16 protein-coding genes are annotated in these 16,740 nt (G+C 71.8%); 15 read left to right on the top strand and 1 reads right to left on the bottom strand.

All coding sequences use genetic code 11. From position 1 onward, the window contains the following. Positions 1-24 precede the first annotated feature (24 nt). From ACQEV1_RS31030 to ACQEV1_RS30990, 9 genes are all read left to right on the top strand, one after another. Complete coding sequence (locus ACQEV1_RS31030; protein WP_433398132.1) at positions 25-756, top strand: SDR family NAD(P)-dependent oxidoreductase; 732 nt, start codon at positions 25-27, stop codon at positions 754-756. Further along, entirely contained in the window at positions 756-1,133 is a 378-nt protein-coding gene (locus tag ACQEV1_RS31025) for a SchA/CurD-like domain-containing protein (RefSeq protein WP_285571731.1), read from the top strand. Before ACQEV1_RS31030 ends, ACQEV1_RS31025 begins: the two co-directional genes overlap by 1 nt. Before the next feature lie 10 nt (positions 1,134-1,143). Continuing rightward, a complete protein-coding gene (locus tag ACQEV1_RS31020; protein ID WP_433398130.1) occupies positions 1,144-1,986 on the top strand; it encodes an LLM class flavin-dependent oxidoreductase in 843 nt (280 codons plus the stop codon). Between the two features lie 5 nt (positions 1,987-1,991). Then, complete coding sequence (locus ACQEV1_RS31015) at positions 1,992-2,678, top strand: SDR family NAD(P)-dependent oxidoreductase (protein WP_433398128.1); 687 nt, start codon at positions 1,992-1,994, stop codon at positions 2,676-2,678. 231 nt (positions 2,679-2,909) lie between these two features. After that, positions 2,910-3,833: an NAD-dependent epimerase/dehydratase family protein gene (locus tag ACQEV1_RS31010; protein WP_433398126.1), complete on the top strand. Its 924-nt coding sequence runs from the start codon at positions 2,910-2,912 to the stop codon at positions 3,831-3,833. A 268-nt stretch (positions 3,834-4,101) separates the two neighbouring features. Then, complete coding sequence (locus tag ACQEV1_RS31005; protein ID WP_433398124.1) at positions 4,102-5,958, top strand: BTAD domain-containing putative transcriptional regulator; 1,857 nt, start codon at positions 4,102-4,104, stop codon at positions 5,956-5,958. A 112-nt stretch (positions 5,959-6,070) separates the two neighbouring features. Beyond that, entirely contained in the window at positions 6,071-7,420 is a 1,350-nt protein-coding gene (locus ACQEV1_RS31000; protein ID WP_285622627.1) for a nucleotide sugar dehydrogenase, read from the top strand. Between the two features lies 1 nt (position 7,421). Beyond that, positions 7,422-8,414 carry an NAD-dependent epimerase/dehydratase family protein gene (locus ACQEV1_RS30995; RefSeq protein WP_433398122.1) on the top strand — a complete coding sequence of 331 codons (993 nt, stop codon included), beginning with the start codon at positions 7,422-7,424 and terminating at the stop codon, positions 8,412-8,414. A gap of 29 nt (positions 8,415-8,443) precedes the next feature. Then, complete coding sequence (locus ACQEV1_RS30990; RefSeq protein ID WP_285571715.1) at positions 8,444-8,896, top strand: DUF1772 domain-containing protein; 453 nt, start codon at positions 8,444-8,446, stop codon at positions 8,894-8,896. A gap of 20 nt (positions 8,897-8,916) precedes the next feature. On the opposite strand, the gene ACQEV1_RS30985 is transcribed toward ACQEV1_RS30990, so the two are convergent. Then, positions 8,917-9,900 (bottom strand): NAD(P)-dependent oxidoreductase, encoded by a 984-nt coding sequence (locus tag ACQEV1_RS30985; RefSeq protein ID WP_433398119.1) that lies wholly within the window; start codon positions 9,898-9,900, stop codon positions 8,917-8,919. Between the two features lie 77 nt (positions 9,901-9,977). On the opposite strand from ACQEV1_RS30985, the gene ACQEV1_RS30980 reads away from it, so the two are divergent. The 6 genes from ACQEV1_RS30980 to ACQEV1_RS30955 all read left to right on the top strand — a co-directional run bounded on the left by ACQEV1_RS30980 (position 9,978) and on the right by ACQEV1_RS30955 (position 16,734). Then, a complete protein-coding gene (locus tag ACQEV1_RS30980; protein ID WP_433398117.1) occupies positions 9,978-11,711 on the top strand; it encodes an acetyl-CoA carboxylase carboxyltransferase subunit alpha in 1,734 nt (577 codons plus the stop codon). Between the two features lie 13 nt (positions 11,712-11,724). Continuing rightward, positions 11,725-12,183, top strand: a complete 459-nt coding sequence (locus ACQEV1_RS30975) for an acetyl-CoA carboxylase biotin carboxyl carrier protein (protein ID WP_433398115.1) — start codon at positions 11,725-11,727, stop codon at positions 12,181-12,183. A 16-nt stretch (positions 12,184-12,199) separates the two neighbouring features. Continuing rightward, complete coding sequence (locus tag ACQEV1_RS30970; protein WP_433398113.1) at positions 12,200-13,582, top strand: acetyl-CoA carboxylase biotin carboxylase subunit; 1,383 nt, start codon at positions 12,200-12,202, stop codon at positions 13,580-13,582. 12 nt (positions 13,583-13,594) lie between these two features. Beyond that, positions 13,595-14,560 (top strand): amidohydrolase family protein, encoded by a 966-nt coding sequence (locus ACQEV1_RS30965; RefSeq protein WP_433398111.1) that lies wholly within the window; start codon positions 13,595-13,597, stop codon positions 14,558-14,560. Positions 14,561-14,629: 69 nt separating this feature from the next. Then, positions 14,630-15,670: a methyltransferase gene (locus ACQEV1_RS30960; protein WP_285571703.1), complete on the top strand. Its 1,041-nt coding sequence runs from the start codon at positions 14,630-14,632 to the stop codon at positions 15,668-15,670. An 11-nt stretch (positions 15,671-15,681) separates the two neighbouring features. Beyond that, positions 15,682-16,734, top strand: coding sequence for an LLM class flavin-dependent oxidoreductase (locus ACQEV1_RS30955; RefSeq protein WP_433398109.1), 1,053 nt, complete (start codon positions 15,682-15,684; stop codon positions 16,732-16,734). Positions 16,735-16,740 lie beyond the last annotated feature (6 nt).

The raw sequence follows: 16,740 nt of genomic DNA, 5'->3' as shown, positions 1-16,740 counted from the left end.
GACGACATCGCGAAGGGAGTACGTGTGGACCTCGGACTGACCGGACGCCGCGTGCTGGTCACCGGCGGCACGTGCGGCATCGGCAGAGCCACCGTGCGCGTGCTGGCGAAGGCCGGCGCGCACGTCATCACCTGTCACCGCGGCGAGTCGCCGGCGGACGACCTCGTCACCGAGCTGAAGGAGATCGGCGGCCCGCACCGGGTCGAGGTGGCCGACGTCACCGACGCCGCGGACGTGGCCGAGCTGGCCGCGACCTGCCGGGAGACGTTCGGCGGACTCGACGTGCTGATCAACAACGCCGGGATCGACGGCCGTGCCGAGATCGACCGGCTCACCGCGGAGGAGTGGAACCGCGTCATGTCGGTCAACCTCACCGGCTGCTACCACGTCACCCAGGCCGTTCTGCCGCTGCTCGCCGACGGCGGATCGGTGATCAACCTGGGCGCCTCGGCGGCGATGCGCGGACGCCCCGGAAGCGCGCACTACACCGCGTCGAAGGCGGCGGTGATCGGGCTCACCCGGTCCCTCGCCAAGGAACTCGGACCTCGGGGCATCCGGGTGAACTGTGTGGCGCCCGGCGTCGTCGCCCAGCCCGGGGACGACCTTCCGGCGCCGCTCCGTACCCGCCTCACCGCGATGACCGCGCTGGGCAGGCTCGGTGAACCGGACGACGTGGCGGGAGCCGTCCTGTTCTTCTCCAGTGACCTGTCCGGCTACGTCTCCGGAGTCACTCTCAACGTCGATGGAGGAATCTGATGCCGTACGCGGCGATCACTTACGATGTGCAGCCGGGACACGAGGACGAGATCGCCGAGATCTTCGCCGGTTTCCGTCGTGTCGACACTCCCGAGCTGCGCGACGAGTCCGGCCGGCCGTCCGGTCGGCTGCTCGGCACCGCCGTCTTCATCAAGGACGACCTCATGGTGCGGATCATCCACTACGAAGGCGACCTCGCCGACGTCGCGCGCCACATGAGCCGGCAGTCCGGTGTCCACGCGCTGGAGGAGAAGCTGGCCCCGTACCTGAAGCGCCGGCGCGACACCGGCACCGAGGAGGCCTTCGGCGCGTACTTCCGCAACGCGACGATGCGCTGTATCTCCCAGCTCTCGGTGGAGACCCACCCCGCCACGTGAGGGGCGAGACATGGACATCGGAGTGGGCCTGCCGGCCACGCTCCCCGGCGTGCCGGCACGTGAGCTGCTGACCTGGGCCACGACGGCCGAACGCCTCGGCTTCGCCCGGCTCGGCGTGCTCGACCGGCTCGTGTACTCCAGCCACGAGCCGCTCGTCGCGCTGGCCGGCGCGGCGGCCGTGACCGAGCGGATCGGGCTCGCCACCACCATTCTCGTCGCCGCCTGCCGGACCGACGTCGCGTTGCTGGCCAAGCAGCTCGCCGCCGTGCACGAGCTGTCGGCGGGACGGCTGGTGGTCGGCGTCGCGGCGGGCGGCCGGGAGGACGACTTCGCGATGGCGGGCGCCTCCTTCCGGGACCGGGGGCGCCGGCTGGATGAGAACCTCGCCCGGATCCGGCGGGTCTGGGCCGACGAGCGCCTGGTGCCGCCGCTGCTCGTCGGCCCGCCGCCGATCGTCGTCGGCGGCCACTCGCCCGCCGCCATGCGCCGCGCGGCGCGCCACGGCGATGGCTGGATCATGGGAGGCGGCTCGGCGCACGCCTATCCGGAGCTGGTGGCACGCATGAGGGACGCATGGACGTCGGCGGGCCGGCCGGGCGCGCCGCGAATGATGGCGATCGCCTACACGGCGCTCGGGCCGGGAGCGCGCGACCGCGCGGAACAGTACCTGCGGGACTACTACGCGGGAACGGGGCCGTACCGCGACCGCGTCGTCCGCGGCCTGCTCACCGATGAGAAGGCCGTGGACGCCATGGTGCGCGACCACGCGGCCGCCGGCTGCGACGAGCTGATCTTCTTCCCGTGCGTCCCCGACCTCGGCCAGTTGGAGCTCCTGGCCGAGGTCACGGGGTAGCGCCGATGGCCGGCGCTCGGCGTACGGCACTGGTGACCGGCGCGGGACGCGGCCTCGGCGCCGCCGTCGCGGCGGGCCTGCACGCGCTCGGCCATCGCGTCATCGTCGCGGCACGGACCGAGGACGACGCCCACCGGGTCGCGGGCGCGCTGGGCGACGGCGCCGTCGGCGTCGGGCTCGACGTCACGGCCTCCGGGGCGGCGGACTCGGTCCGCGACCGCCTCGGTCCGGTCGACATCCTCGTCAACAACGCCGGGCTCCTGCTCGACGCCGGCATGCTGCCCTCCACGGTGCCGCTGGAACTCGTGGAACGTCAGCTGGCCACGAACACGCTCGGTGCCTGGAGAGTGTGCCAGGCGTTTGTGCCGGCGATGCTGGACCGGAAGTGGGGCCGGATCGTCATGGTCTCCAGCGGCACCGGCATGTTCAGCAACGGCATCTTCCCCGGCACTCCCGGGTACTCGGTCTCCAAGGCCGCGCTCAACGCGCTGACGGTGGCGCTCGCCGAGGAGACGCGGGAGCGCGGTGTTCTGGTCAACGCCGTGAATCCGGGCCTGGTGCGCACGAGGATGCGCCCGGACGCGGCGACCTCCCCGGACGACGCGGCCCGTCACGTGGTGTGGGCGGCGGTCCTTCCGGATGGTGGGCCGACCGGACGGATCTTCCGGGCTCGCCGGCCGGTGGACTGGTAAGTGAATTACACGCCGCCCGAGAGCCGGAAATCGTACCTGTCGGGCATGGGTTCTCGGGCGCTCCGATGAATGGGCGACGACGAAACGATGAGGTGAATCGCCTGCCAATTAATGATCATGTTCGCCGGAGAAGCATCCGGTATTTCTGAGAGCCGGTGCGCGGCCCCGCGGTCACCTTGTATTTGACCGTGATTCGAGGGCGATTCCAGCGTTCCACCGTACGCTGACCCGGTGGTGGATACGGGGTTTACTTCGAATACCGGCAGCGGCGGGGCGACGCCCGCCGCGGTCATCGGAGCCACGGGGTTCATCGGCACGTGGCTCATGGCGGCTCTCGCCCGGGCGGGCGTACCGACGTCCGGTTACTCGCGGGCGGAGCCGTTCGCCCGGGACGGCCGCGCCGCCGCCGGCCTGGCCGGCGCGCGCACGGTGTTCTTCGTCGCGCAGACCGCGACGATCGCGCAGGCCGAGCGCGAGCCATGGCGTGCGCGGGCCGACCTGGAGACGTTCCGGCTGCTGCTCGACGTGGTCCGGCGGGACGGCGACCGGCCCACGATGGTGCTCGCCGGTTCGGGTGGCGCCGTCTACGGCACCGCGGCCGAGCCGCCGCACGCCGAGACGTCGCCGGTTCACCCCGCGACGGTCTACGGGCGGGTGAAGCTGGAGATGGAGCGGGAGATGCTCTCGGCGACCGACGCCGTCGAGCCCGTCGCGCTGCGCATCGCGACCGTCTACGGCCCGGGACAGCGGCGCGCCGGCGGCCAGGGCGTCATCAACCACTGGCTGACCGCGGTGGCGCGGGGCGAGCCCCTCCGGATCTACGGGGATCCGGGTGCGACGCGTGACTTCGTCCATGTCGAGGACGTCGTCAGGGCGATGGTCCGCGTCCATGCGATGACGGCGGACGGAGGCCGCGTGCGCCCGCCGGTGCTGAACATCGGGAGCGGTCGGCCCGTGTCCCTGGCCGAGGTCGTGGAGGTGGTGCGGAAGGTCGTCACCGGCCGGTCGGTGACCGTGACCCGCCTTCCCGGGCGCGAGGTCGATCGTCGGCATTCGTGGCTCGACGTGCGGAACGCGGCGGACGCGCTCGGCTGGCGCCCCCGCATCACCTTGGAGGAGGGGATGCGGACGATGTGGCGTCAGATCGCGCCGTAGGCGCTGGGTAAGGGTTCGCTGACATCGCGTGATCCCGGCCGGTCATCGTCAGTAACACAAGGACGAAATTTCCCCAAACGCTGACTTCTTTTACTCGCGCTAACGAGATTCCATAAAAAGGAAAGGCCCTATTTTCGGTGCCTCGCTGGCCGGATGTGGTCTTCGATGGCTGTGCTTGATTGAAGGGGCCAAAGGTACGATCCGGACTAGTCGCCTCCCGACTATCTGCTGCTCATTCCGTCGGTTGCCGGTTACATGGAGTGGCGAAATGAAGTTCCGACTGCTCGGTCCGTTTCAATTGTTACACGAAGAGAAGGAGCTGACGCCTACGGCTCCAAAAGTACGGTGTGTCTTGGCTCTGCTGGTGCTCCGGCACAACCGGGTCGTCCAGAGTGGCCAGTTGATTCGGGAGCTGTGGGGCGACCGGCCACCGGTCAGCGCACAGCCCACTCTTCAGACCTACATTTACAAGATCCGCAAGATGCTGGACGAAAACGGTCAGGGCCCGGACGTCGCGCTCCTCACCCGGCCGTACGGCTACATGCTGACGTCGCCGCCCGAAGACGTGGACGTCTACCACTTCGAGCGGCTGGTCGACGACGGGCGGTCGGCCCTGTCGAGCGACCCGGTCAAGGCCGTCGAGCTGTTGACGCAGGCGCTCGATCTGTGGCGCGGCCCGGCATTCGCCGACGTGGCGACCGGCGAGCTGCTGTCCGCCCAGCTGACCCAGCTGGAGGAGCGCCGCCTCGGCGCCCTCGAGCTGAAGATCGAGGCCAAGCTCCAGATGGGCGACCACGACACGTGCATCAGCGAGCTGAAGGACCTCACGGCGACGCATCCGCTGCGCGAGGGTTTCTACGCGAAGCTCATGCTGGCGCTCTACCGGTCCGGTCGCCGCTCAGAAGCACTGGAGACCTACCAGAGGCTGCGTCGCACCATCATCAACGAGCTCGGGTTAGAGCCCTCCAAGCCGCTTCGAGAGATGCAGCAGGCGATCCTGTCCGCCGACGCCTCACTGGACATGGCGCCGGCGCACGTGGAGCCGGTCCGGCAGAAGGCGCACCTTCCGGCCACGCCGGCGCAGCTGCCGCCGAACATCGCCTCGCTCGTCGGCCGGGAGGACCTCCTGCGGTCCCTGGAGACACGGGTGCTCGCGGACATGGAGAGCGGGGGCACCGCGGCCATCACGGTGATCACCGGGATGCCCGGAGTCGGGAAGTCGGCGACCGCGCTCGCGCTCGCCCACGCGATCGAGGCCCACTTTCCCGACGGCCAGTTCTACGCGCAGTTACAGAACCGGGACGGGTCGGCGGTCGCACCGGCCGACATCCTCGCGGAGTTCCTCCAGGCAATCGGGATCGCTCAGCGAGACCTGCCCCGCGGGCTGGAGGAGCGCGGCAAGGTGTTCCGCAGCTGGTGCGCGAAGCGGCGAGTGCTCGTCCTGCTCAACGACGTCGTCCGCACCGAGCAGGTGCCGCCGCTGCTGCCCGGCGCGCGCCGTTGCGCGACCATCGTGACCAGCACGTCCGGTCTGGGCGTCCTGGCGGACGCCTTGACGGTGAAGCTCGAACCGCTCGAACTCGACCCGAGCGTGCGGGTGCTGGAGACCATCGCCGGACGCGAGCGTGTCGAGGAGGAGCGCGGGGCCGCGGAACGCATCGCCCGGCGCTGCTGCGGGATTCCGCTGGCCCTCCGGTGCGCCGGTGGCCGGCTGGCCGAGCTGCCGGGTCTGCCGCTGGACAAGTTCGCCGACCAGCTGGCGAACTACGGCAGGCTCCTGGAGGAGCTGGGCTACTCCGGGCTGGACATACGACAGCGTTTCGACCTCAGCTACGCTCAGCTGCTTCCCGAGGAACGTTCCGCCCTACGGCTTCTGTGCATGCTCCCTCGCCGGGAGTTCGGCGCCCGGCAGGCGGCCGGGCTGCTGTGCCGGGACGAGGGCCAGGCCGAGACGATCCTCGCGCGTCTCGTCCAGCACCACTTCCTCCGCGTCGCCTCCGTGAACGGTGAGGTCCACTACAGCTTCCACGACCTCCACTGGATCTACGCGCGTACGCGGCTCGACCAGGAGATCGCCGAGGGCGGCTGGGACCTGAGCTTCCTGCCGAACGCGCCGAGCGTCTGACGACACCCGGCGACGGGTTTCGAGCATTCCTCGCCCGGACCTCCAGATGCCCGGGAGACCGTGGTCCGCAGCGACCATCAGGCCGACCGAGACACGAGTGGGAGAGGTGCGGATGCGATTTCTGCCAGAGGGGACCAGCCTTTCCGTGGCCGTCGTCGGCTTCGGTTACGTCGGTTCCTGCCTCGGCGCCACCCTGGCCGGCGGTGACATCACCGTGCTCGGAGTGGACAGCGATCGAGGCATGGTCGAGGAGATGAACGCGGGCCGGTGCAGGTTCGGCGAACCGGGGCTGGCCGGCCTTCTGGCCGGTGCCCTGGAGTCCGGCGCCCTGCAGGTCACCGCCGACTACGAACTGATCGCCAAGACCGACGTCATCGTGGTCACCGTCGGTACTCCCATCGACGACGCCGGCTCCGCGCTGACGGGGCAGCTCGAGGCGGCGTGCCGTGAGCTGGCCCCGCGGCTGCGCCCCGGCCAGCTGGTCATCCTGAAGAGCACCGTCCCGCCCGGGACGATGCGCCGGCTCGTGCTACCTCTTCTCGAGGCGGGCGGCCTGCGCCAGGGAACGGACTTCGGCCTCGCGTTCTGCCCCGAGCGGCTGGCGGAAGGCGCCGCGCTCGACCAGCTGCGGCGGCTGCCCATCGTGGTCGGCGGAGTGGACCCGGACAGCACCTCGGCGGCGGCGGCGTTCTGGCAGCGTGCGCTCGGCGTGCGCACCATCGGCTTCGACGCCCCGGAGGTCGCCGAGTTCGTGAAGCTGGCGGACAACTGGTGGATCGATCTCAACATCGCGATGGCCAATGAGCTGGCCAAGGTCTGCGCCGCCTACGACACCGACGTGCTCGACGTCATCACGGCCGCCAACTCCCTTCCCAAGGGCGACTCGTTCGTCAACATCCTGCGGCCGAGCATCGGCGTGGGCGGGTCCTGCCTGACGAAGGACCCGTGGATGGTGTGGCACGCCGCGCGGGATCACGGCGTCGCCCTGCGCACGGTCGAGGCGGCACGCGCCGTCAACGACGGCATGCCCGGCTACACCTTCGACGTGGTGACCCGCGGGCTCGCCGCGCTCGGCCGGCCGGGCCCCGCCCGCGTGGCGGTGCTCGGCGTCTCGTTCAAGAGCGACACCGGCGACATGCGCCGGACCCCGGTCAAGCCCGTCATCGGCGCCCTGCGGGCGGCGGGCCACGACGTCACCGTCTACGACCCGCTCGTCCCCCGCTCGGACGCCGAGGCGGTCCTCGGCGTCCCGGCCGCGCGGACGCCGCGGGAGGCGGCGGAGGGGGCCGCATGCGTGGCGGTCCTTGCGGGTCACCGGGAGTTCCAGGAGCTGGACTTCGGTGACCTGCGGAGTGTGGTGGAGATGCCGTGCCTGATTCTCGACGGGCGTGCGTACTACTCGCGGGAGAAGATCGATGAACTCGGCCGGCTCGGCTTCGTCTACCGCGGGATCGGGCGCTGACATGTCCCGCATCGTGATCACAGGAGGCTGTGGATTCCTCGGCGGTCATCTGGTGGACCGGCTCGTCGGCCAGGGCACCGACGTCACCGTGTACGACATGGCGCCGCCTCCGCCCGACCGGGAGATCGGGCCGGGGCGGGTGCGCCATGTCGTCGGCGACGTCCGCGACGCCGAGACGCTCGCGTCGGCGATCACCGCCGACACCGAGATCGTCTATCACCTGTCCGCGGTCGTCGGCGTCGACCGCTATCTCAGCCGGCCGCTCGACGTCATCGACACGAACGTCATGGGCACGCGGAACGTGCTGCGCCGCGCCCTGGACGTCGGGGCGAAGGTGCTCCTCGCCAGCACCAGCGAGGTCTACGGCAGGAACCCGGCCGTTCCCTGGAACGAGGGCTCCGACCGGGTGCTGGGCGCCACGTCGGCGGAACGGTGGTCCTACTCGTCGAGCAAGGCGCTGGCCGAGCACCTGACGTACGCCTTCATGCGGCAGGCCGGCCTTCGCGCCACGATCGTGCGCTACTTCAACCTCTACGGCCCGCGCCAGCGGCCCTCGTACGTCATCAGCAGGAGCGTCCACCGGGTGCTGAACGGACTGCCGCCGATCCGCTACGACGACGGCCGGCAGACCCGATGCTTCACCTACGTCGCGGACGCGGTGGCGGGCACCGTCATGGCGGCCGAGTCCGGCCGGGCCGACGGCGAGTGCCTCAACATCGGCAGTGACCGGGAGACGCCGATCGGCGAGGCCATCGACCTGGTCTGCCGGCTCGCCGGGGCGAACGCCGAGCCGCTCGCCTTCGACACCGCGGCCCGGCTGGGCGACGGTTACGAGGACGTGCCCCGCCGGATCCCCGACACGGCCAAGGCGGGGCGGCTCCTGGGGTGGCGCTGTGAGACGTCGCTGCACGACGGACTCGTCAAGACGATCGAATGGGCCCGCCGGTCACCCTGGTGGCGAGAGTCACCGGTGCCGGACCGGCAGGCCGGGTGACGGCGAACGGCACGAGAAGGGAGTCATTCGTGTTCCGTGTGCTGACCATCGTCGCCCTGATCGGGAGCGGTACGACGACCGGGGTGCTGTTCGGGGTCGCGGTCAGCGTCGTACCGGCGTTGCTGGTGATGGCGCCCGACAACTTCGTCTACACGCATCAGCTCCTGGGCCGTAACTGGGATCCGGTCATGCCGGCGATCGTCCTCGGCTCGACGGCGGCGGACGTCGTACTGGCCGTGCTCGCCGACGGGACCGGGCAGAGCACGCTGTACGGCGCCGCCGCGGTCCTCCTGTTCGGCGTGTCCGTGGTGTCGCACCTGTGCAACGTGCCGATCAACCGGCAGATCAAGGCGTGGCGGTCGGGGGCCCTGCCCGACGACTGGCAGGACCCGCGTCCCCGCTGGCGCAACTGGCATCTGCTGCGGACGGCGCTCGCGATACTCGCGCTGACCGTCAACAGCCTGGCCGTGACGCTCGGCTGACGCCCCGGCCGGCGCAGCGTTCAGTCCGCGTCCGCGCCGGCCGGCCGGCGGTCCAGCTCGCAGACCACCGCGGCGTCCGCGTCGCCCCTGCCCACGGCGACGACCTCGCCGAACCGCCGGCCGGCCTCGGCGGTGACGGGCAGGGTCAGGCCGGCCTCCGCCGCGGTCTCGACCGCGAGCCGCAGATCCTTGGCCATCAGGCGGGCCCGGAACCCGGCCGGCTCGTAACCCCGGGTCCGCATCAGCTCCGCGCGGAAGTTGAGCACCGGCGAGCCCCAGCCGCTCCGCGTGATGGCCGTCAGGACGAGCTCCCGGTCCAGGCCGGCGGACGCGGTCAGGGCCAGGGCCTCACCCAGCGCCGCGGTCTGCGCGCCCAGGATGAGGTTGAACGCGAGCTTCATGGCGCCGGCGCGCCCGGTGGCGCCGAGGTAGAGGGGCTCCCGTGCGCCGATCGCGGTCAGCACGTCGCCCGCCTGCTCGAAGGTCCGGCGCTCACCGGAGCCGAGCACCCGCAGTTCGCCCGCCCGTGCCATCGCCGGGTTCCCGATGAGGCACGCCTCGATCCGCGGGCAGCCGAGCGCGGCCAGCCGCTCCTCCGCGTCGCGGGCGTACGCGGGGGAGACGGTCGACGTGTCGACCACCACGGTGCCGGCGCGGAGCCCCTTGACGGCGTCCCCGAAGAGCACCTGCTCGACCGCCTCCTCGTCGCCGAGGCTGAGGAGCACGACGTCCGCGTCCCGTACGGCCTCGGCGGCGTACGGCGCGACCGTCGCGCCCGCCTCGGCGAGGGGCAGCGCCTTGGCGCCCGTCCGGTTGTGGACGGTCACCGCGAACGAGGACTCGATGAGCCGGTGAGCGATGCCCGCGCCCATCGCGCCCAGGCCGATCACCGTGACTTTCCGCGCCGCCATGGGCCACCTCTCCCGTCGAAGGATCCACCGCTCCGATGCTGTTCGCGCGGGCTCGCGAAGGGCTCGCGATCCGGTCGAGGGACGGCGTTCCACCGGCGTTCCAGCGGGCCACTAGGAGGTGCGGCGAAGGTCGTGGCCGGTGTGGCGGAGATCGCGAGCGGATGGTGAGAATGTTCGAGAGACCGGCGGTCACGACGACCCGGCGGGCGCGCGGCGCCGCCGCCGACGCCACGCCGCCGGCGGCGTGGGTGAGCTGCCCGGCGTGCCGGGCGTTGCTGTACGGCAAGCGTTTCGAGCGAGACCTCAAGGTCTGCTCGATGTGCGGGCACCACGCCCGGCTGACGGCGCCGGAGCGGATCGCCCAGCTTCTCGACCCCGGGTCCGCGGTCGCGATCGAGGTGTCCCCGGTCGCCGACGACCCGCTGGGTTTCGTGGACCTACGGCCGTACCGCGAGCGGCTGGACGCGGCACGGGCCGCCACCGGGCTGCGCGAGGCGGTCCTCGCCGTACGGGGCCGGCTGGACGGCACCCCCGTGGTCCTGGCCGTCATGGACTTCCGGTTCCTCGGCGGCAGCCTCGGCTCCGCCGTGGGCGAGCAGATCACGAACGCCGCCGAGACCTCCCTCGCCGACGGGGTTCCGCTGGTTCTCGTCACGGCGTCCGGCGGCGCCCGCATGCAGGAGGGCGCCCTGTCGCTGATGCAGATGGTGAAGACGAGCCAGGCGCTCGCGCGGTTGAACGAGGCCGGGATCCTCACGATCTCGCTGGTGACCGACCCGACCTACGGCGGAGTCGCGGCGTCGTTCGCGACGCTCGCCGACGTCATCATCGCCGAGCCCGGCGCCCGGCTCGGGTTCGCCGGGCCGAGGGTGATCAAACAGACGATCGGCGTCGAGCTTCCCGACGGTTTCCAGACGGCCGAGTTCCTGCTGGCCCACGGTCTCGTCGACGAGGTGCAGCGGCGCGGCGCGCTCCGCGGGACGCTCGCCCGGCTGCTGGCGGCCGCGTCCGGCCGGCGCCGTGAGGCGGCGCCGCCCGAGGACGACGGCGGTTCCGCCGCGCGGACGCCGGAGGCGTTGATCCGGCGGCCCGACCGCCTCGCGGAACGGTCGGCCTGGGAGATCGTCCAGCTCGCCCGGCACCCCGACCGGCCCACCACGCTCGACTACGTCACGCACGCCTTCGACGGTTTCCAGGAGCTCCACGGCGACCGGGCGTCCGGCGACTGCCGGGCGATCGTCGCGGGGGTCGGCCGGCTCGACGACGACCCGGTCGTCCTCATCGGCCACCAGAAGGGCCGGGACACCCGCGAGCGGATCGATCGCAACTTCGGCATGCCCTCGCCGGAGGGGTACCGCAAGACGGCCCGCCTCATGAGACTCGCCGCCAAGCTCGGCCTGCCGGTCGTGACGTTCATCGACACCCCCGGCGCCGACCCCGGCCTGGGCGCGGAGGAGCGGGGCCAGGCCGGGGCCATCGCCGAGAACCTCGCCCTCATGTCCGGGCTGCCGACCCCGATCGTCGCGGTCGTGACCGGCGAGGGCGGCAGCGGCGGCGCGCTGGCACTGGCGGTCGCCGACCGGGTGCTGATGCTGTCGAACGCCGTCTACTCGGTCATCAGCCCGGAGGGATGCGCGGCGATCCTGTGGAAGGACGGCGGCGCCGCCGAACGGGCGGCGACGGCGCTGAAGATCGACGCCCGCGAGCTCCTGAGCATCGGCGTGGTGGACGCCGTCGTCCCCGAGCCCGCGGGGGGCGCCCATCGCGACCCGGTCGGGACGGCCGAGCTGGTCCGCGCCGCCGTCGCCTCGACCCTCCGCGAGCTTTCGGGACGGGACCCGGCCCGGCTGGTACGGGACCGCCGGGCGCGCTTCCGCGCCTTCGGGAATCACAGGATCGGATGATCGAGGAGGCTCCATGGGCGAGTCGTTGGACTCGGGCGCACTGCTGGAGACGCTCTGCCGGCAGGCCAGGGAACTGATCGGCGCGGCGGACGCCCTGCCCCGGACGGTTCGCGTACGCGCCGGTGAGATGAGCGTCGAGGTGGAGTACGCCGAGGCCCCCGCGGCACCGCCGGCGGCGGCCGGACAGGACGGCGCGCCGGGCGAGACCGCCCCTGCGACGGCCGGAGGACACGTCATCCGTGCCCCGCTGGTCGGAACGTTCTACCGGGCGCCCGAGCCGGGCGCCGACCCGTTCGTCTCCATCGGCGACGAGGTCGAGGCCGGACAGCAGATCGGCATCCTCGAGGCCATGAAGCTCATGAACCCGGTCGACGCCGACCGCGCGGGCCGGGTCGTCGACATCCTCGTGCCGGACCAGACCCCGGTCGACTTCGACGCGCCTCTGCTCGTGCTCGCCCCCGCCGACTCCTGACCACATTGGAGCTCTCGTGTTCGAAACGGTTCTCATCGCCAACCGCGGGGAGATCGCGTTACGCGTCGCCCGTACCTGCCGTGAGCTGGGCATCCGGGTCGTGATGGTGCACTCGACGGCCGACCGTGAGACCTGGCCGGTGCGTTTCGCCGACCGGTCCGTGCAGATCGGACCGCCACCGGCCAGGCACAGCTACCTCAACCCGGCCGGCATCGTGGAGGCCGCGCTCCGCGAGGGCGCCGAGGCCGTTCATCCCGGGTACGGGTTCCTCTCCGAGGACCGCGACTTCGCCGAGATCTGTGAGACCCACGGCATCACGTTCATCGGACCGCCGGCGACGGTCATCGAGCGCCTGGGCGACAAGGCCGAGGCGCGGCGCGTCGCGGTGGACGCCGGCGTCCCGGTGCTGCCGGGCAGCCTCGAAGCGCTCGGCAACGCGGTCGAGGCCAAGCGTGTCGCCGACCGGATCGGCTACCCGGTGATCATCAAGGCGGTGGCCGGAGGCGGCGGCCGCGGCATGGCCGTGGTCCGCGACGGCCATGAGTTCCTGCAGGTGTTCCGGGAGACCCGCGCGGTGGCCCAGGCGGTCTTCGGCGACGGCCGGGTCTACGTCGAACGGTTCCTGGAGACGGCTCGCCACGTCGAGGTGCAGGTGCTCGCGGACCGGCACGGACGGGTCATCCACCTCGGCGAGCGCGACTGCACCGTGCAGCGGTCGCGGCAGAAGCTGATCGAGGAGACTCCGGCCCCCGCCCTCCCCGCCGACCTGCGCGCCCGGCTCGGCGAGGCCGCCGTCCGATGCGCCCGGGAGGTCGGCTACGTCGGCGCCGGGACCGTCGAGTTCGTCGTCGACGACGAGAACAACTTCTACTTCATCGAGGCCAACTGCCGGATCCAGGTGGAGCATCCGGTCACCGAGATGGTGACCGGCATTGACCTGATCCGCGAACAGCTGCTGGTCGCGGCCGGACATCCGCTGTCGGTGCGCCAGGAGGAGGTCTCGCCGCGCGGCGTCGCGATCGAGTGCCGGGTCAACACCGAGGATCCCGACCGCGGTTTCCTGCCCGCCCCGGGGGTGCTCGACGTCTTCGAACCTCCGGGCGGCCCGTTCACCCGCGTCGACACGTACGGGCGGGCGGGACTCGCGATCACCCCGTACTACGACTCCCTGCTGGCCAAGGTTGTCGTCTGGGCGCCCGACCGCCCCGGCGCCATCGCCCGCATGGAGAGGGCGCTGAGCGAGTTCACCGTCGCCGGCGCGGGCGTGCACACCACGATCGCCTTCCTGCGGGACGTGCTCGCCCATCCGCTGTTCCGGGACGCCAAGCACCGCACCTCGCTGGTCGACCAGATGCTCGCCGTATCGGCGTGCGACGCCGGGATCCGTACCGCCTCCTAGGAGGGTCGCCTCGTGACCGACCTGCTCTCATCCAGAACCGGTGTGCACCGCATCGACGTGCATCACCACGCGCTGCCGACGTCCGTCGGCGCGATGCTCGCCGAACGCGGCGCGCCGAACCCCTGCCCCGGCTGGTGCGTGAACCGCACCATCGAGGTCATGGACGCCAACGGGATCGAGCTGGGCGTGGTGTCCAACGCCATCCCGGCCGAAATCTTCCCGACCGCGTCGGAGGCCGACGACTTCACCCGCCGGACCAACGAGGCGGTCGCCGACCTGGTCCGCGAGCGGCCGGGCCGGTTCGGCCTGTTCGCCGCCCTGCCGATGCCGCATCTCGACGAGGCGCTGGAGGCGCTGCGGCACAACCTGGACGTCCTGGGAGCGGACGGTGTGACGCTCCTGCCGCACGCGGGGGACCGGTACCTCGGCGACCCTCTGTTCGATCCGCTGTTCGAGGAGCTCGACCGGCGCGCGGCGGTCGTCCTGGTCCATCCGCTCGCCCTGCCCGCGGGCGCGGCGCCCGGCGTGCCCCCAGTGTTCGCCGACTTCCTGCTCGACACCACACGTGCGGCGGTCGCCATGATCAGGGCGGGTGTCCCGCAGCGATTCCCGCGGGTCTCGATCATCCTCTCCCACGCCGGGGGCTTCGCGCCGTACGCGGCCACCAGGCTGGAGGCGGTCGCCGAGACGGCGGGGACGCCGGCGGCCGACGTCCGGGACGCGCTCCGGCACTTCTACTACGACCTCGCACTGTCCGCTCCGTCCGCCGTGCCCAGCCTCCTGTCGGTGGCCGACCCCTCGCGGATCCTGTTCGGCACGGACTGGTGCGCCGCCTCCGCCGAGGCGGTCGAGCGGGGCACCCGCGCGTTCGAGGCGTTCCCCGGGCTCGGTGCGGAGGAGAAGGCGGCGATCGGCCGGGCGAACGCGCTGCGGCTCCTGCCGTCCGTCGCGCGGCGGCTGTCCGTGGCCGCGAGATAGGTCTTCGATGACTCCTCTAGCGGTGAGGGACACGATCGGCCGGTCATTGACGTGCGGAAGGGAGTCCCGTTGATCACCACGCCCCTGCCTGTGTTCTCCGACGGCCGGTCCCCCCAGGACCAGGTCCTGATGATGCTGACCGGAAAGTGGGTCTCCCAGATCCTTCACGTGCTCGCCCGCCTCGGCGTCGCCGATCTCCTCGCCGACGGGCCGCGGACTCCGGCGGACCTGGCGGCCGCCACCGACACCGACGAGCGTTCGCTCTACCGGTTCCTGCGCGCGGCGGCCTCGCTCGGGGTGTTCGCCGAACGCCCGGACGGCGGGTTCGAGCTCACGCCGACCGCCGAGTACCTGCGCAGCGACGTTCCCGGGACGATGCGCTACATGGCCATGTTCTGGGGAGAGGCCGCGTCCTGGGGCTGCTACCGACATGTGATGGACACCGTGCGCACCGGCGAGCCCATCGCGGACAAGGAACTCGGAGGACGGTCCTGGTTCGAGTACCTGGAGCAGAACCCCGGCACCGCCGAGACGTTCCACCGGGCGATGACCTCGGTCAACTGGCGCGCGGCGGAGATCGCCGACCGCTTCGACTTCGGCGCCTTCGGCCGGATCGCCGACATCGGCGGCGGTCAGGGTCGTCTCCTGGCCTCGATCCTGCGGAAGAACCCCGGCGTCCAGGGCATCCTGTTCGATCTGCCCACCGCGATCGACGGCGCCCAGCCGGTCCTGAAGGAGGAGGGCGTCGCCGACCGTGTGGAGTGCGTCAGAGGAGACTTCTTCGGGCCGGTGCCCGAGGCCGACGCCTACCTCCTCAGGGCGATCCTGCACGACTGGGACGACGAGAAGAGCGTGCTCATCCTTCGCCGCATCCGCGAGGCGATCGGCACGAACGCCGACGCCCGGGTGCTGATCATCGAGGCGGTGCTCCCGCCGCTCAACGAGTGGCACTACAGCAAGCTCATGGACGTCGACATGATGGTGTGCCTCGGCGGCGGCGAGCGTACCCGCGACGAATGGGGACGGCTGCTCGCGACGGCCGGGTTCGAGCTGGCCGGCGTGACCGATGGGGTGCCGCCCCACTCGATCGTCGAAGCCCGTCCGGTCTGAGCGGGGCGGACGTGAGGCTCGGGGTCAACCTCGTCCACGACGGGGCCACGGTCGTGGCGTGTGAGGCCGAGCGGCTCGGCTACGAGTCCGCGCTGGTGGCCGAGGGCTACCGGTCCGACGCGGCCACGGTGCTGGGCATGGTGGCGGGAGCCACCCGGCGCCTCGGGCTGGTCTCCAGCGTCTTCCAGATCCCGGCGCGCACGCCCGGGCTGACGGCCCTGACGGCGTCGACGCTCGACGCGGTCTCGGGCGGGCGCTTCCGGCTCGGGCTCGGCATCTCCAATCCGGACGTCTCCGAAGGCTGGTACGGCGTCGCGTTCGACGATCCTCTCGCCCGCACGCGGGAGTACGTGGACGTGGTGCGTTCCGCCCTGCGGCGCGAGCCCGTGCGGTACCAGGGCACGCACGTCCGGCTCCCGCCGCCGGGACGCACGGGGGAGCCGCTGCGCCTGTTCACCGAGCCCGTCCGGGCGGACATGCCGATCTACCTCGCCGCGGTGGGACCGCGGAACCTGCGGCTGACCGGCGAGATCGCCGACGGCTGGATCGCGACCTTCTGCTCACCGACGCGGGTCTCAGAGTCGGTCGCCGTCATCGCGGAGAGCCGCGCCGCCGCCCGCCGGGGCCGGCCGGTCCCGGCGGACGGCGCCGGCGACGGCTTCGAAGTGATCGCCTGCGTGCCCGTGGCCCCGGCGGAGGACGTGCGGACCGCGGCCGACGCCGTCCGTCCCTATCTCGCCCACTTCCTGGGGATGGGGTCGTTCGACCGGAACTTCTACTGCGCGGTGGCCGAGCAGATGGGGTTCGGGCACCAGGCCATGGAGGTGCACCAGCGCGTCCAGCGCGGCGATCGGCGCGGCGCGGCCGACGCCGTGCCGTTCGCGTTCATCGATGAGATTTCCATCCTCGGTCCGGTCGGCCGGATCGCCGGTCGCATGAAGGAGTACGCCGCCGCGGGTGTCACCACCCTGGGCGTCTCCGCCTTCGCGCCGACGACGGACGGCCGGTGCGCGATCCTGCGGGCGGCCCGTGAGGCATGCGACGTCGCCGGGCTGGACCACTGAACCAGG

It is taken from the genome of Actinoallomurus sp. CA-142502 (genome assembly GCF_050936355.1).
GTDB lineage: Bacteria > Actinomycetota > Actinomycetes > Streptosporangiales > Streptosporangiaceae > Actinoallomurus > Actinoallomurus iriomotensis.
Note: the sequence above shows the minus strand (reverse complement) of the source record. Positions and strands in the feature narration are given on the sequence as shown.